This is a genomic window from Aliterella sp. E5.1 (assembly GCF_057473825.1).
The window spans coordinates 1-1,228 of record NZ_JBYCCV010000436.1 but is presented as its reverse complement, the minus strand read 5'-3'; the positions used below and the strand labels follow the sequence as shown (position 1 = coordinate 1,228).

General features: G+C 47.6%; 2 protein-coding genes and 1 pseudogene. 1 reads left to right on the top strand and 2 read right to left on the bottom strand.

What is annotated here, in order from left to right; genetic code table 11:
• A partial coding sequence (locus AC2VE5_RS28010; RefSeq protein WP_486890773.1) for a Cif family virulence factor occupies positions 1-183 on the bottom strand: 183 nt, incomplete at its 3' end.
• Between the two features lie 221 nt (positions 184-404).
• Here AC2VE5_RS28010 and AC2VE5_RS28005 point away from each other — a divergent pair.
• Positions 405-647: pseudogene (locus tag AC2VE5_RS28005) on the top strand (site-specific integrase); the annotation flags it as partial.
• A 48-nt stretch (positions 648-695) separates the two neighbouring features.
• On the opposite strand, the gene AC2VE5_RS28000 reads toward AC2VE5_RS28005, so the two are convergent.
• Complete coding sequence (locus AC2VE5_RS28000; RefSeq protein WP_486890772.1) at positions 696-1,037, bottom strand: cupin domain-containing protein; 342 nt, start codon at positions 1,035-1,037, stop codon at positions 696-698.
• Between the last annotated feature and the right edge of the window lie 191 nt (positions 1,038-1,228).

Below are 1,228 nucleotides of genomic sequence, written 5' to 3'. Positions count from 1 at the left end.
ATTGAAATGTGCTGCAATCGCTTCCATTGCCCTTCTAATCTCCACCTTCCCTGAGGCATTCATGCCGGGTTTAATTACAAGAATTGCGTCATCCGCGTAGATGTCCATTAACGTGTCGAAATCTTCCTGGATGATTGCGTCATCAGCTTTTTCGATGATCAGTTCTAACGGATGTCGTGCCATTTTGAGATGCAATCCTCTTATGCCTAACTATGGTTATACGACAGTCTGACGCACAACCCCCCTATACAAGATATTAGATGTCAGTTGTCGCATAACATCCTCCTCAAGGGAATTATATGTCAAGTGTCGGATAATACCCCTAAACAGGATAGAAATGCGACATATTGTCGGATAACACCCCTATTTCCGACCCTATTGCGACAAATCCTTGAATAACTACAATGCCCCCTTCTTTGGAGAAACAGCCGCCACGTCTGTTAGATCAGGTCCGTCAATCAGCGAGACTCAGGCATTTCAGTCACAAAACTGAGAAGTCCTACATCCACTACATTCGTGCTTTTATCCTTTTCCATAACAAGCGTCATCCCCGAGAAATGGGGGTTCCAGAGATTCGCGCCTATCTTTCTCACCTTGCTATCGAAAAACATGTAGCAGCTTCAACTCAAACTGTTGCGTTGAGTGCACAATGACTCTGCCATTAGAGCAACCGGGTTGACTATGAGCTACCTCAGTTAAGAGGGCTGCGGCTTTTCAGACAGGGTCAATAAAAAGGCCAGGTTTTCTTCCGCTTGAAGTGCATGGGGGGTGTGGGCTGGCATAAACACAAAGGTGCCGGTTTCTAAGGGAATAACTTCTCCTGCCAGGGTCAAAGTCCCCTTTCCCTCCACCCCCAGGACAGTGGCGTTGCGGCTTGAGGTGTGTTCCGAGATCTCAGTGCCCGCGGCTAAACAAAATAGGGTCTGCTCGCAGGCACGATCCTTGAACAGAACTTTACTAAAGACGCCTGACTGGGGATATTCAATTTGCGCTTGCAGATGCATCACCATTGATTGAGATGCGGTTGTGGGAGCCATGATTGATTAACCTCCAAATATGCCGGTTGAATTAACAGTGGATTAGGACTGAGTTGGTTGGGTAATAGTGCACAGGGCAATGTAGCCTAAATCCTGCCGATGCTGGTGGAAAACCCGGCCCATTTCCAGAACCCGGCGGCGAATAGCTGGATTCTTCAGGATATTCCAGCCAATTTGAGCAGTCCCTACAA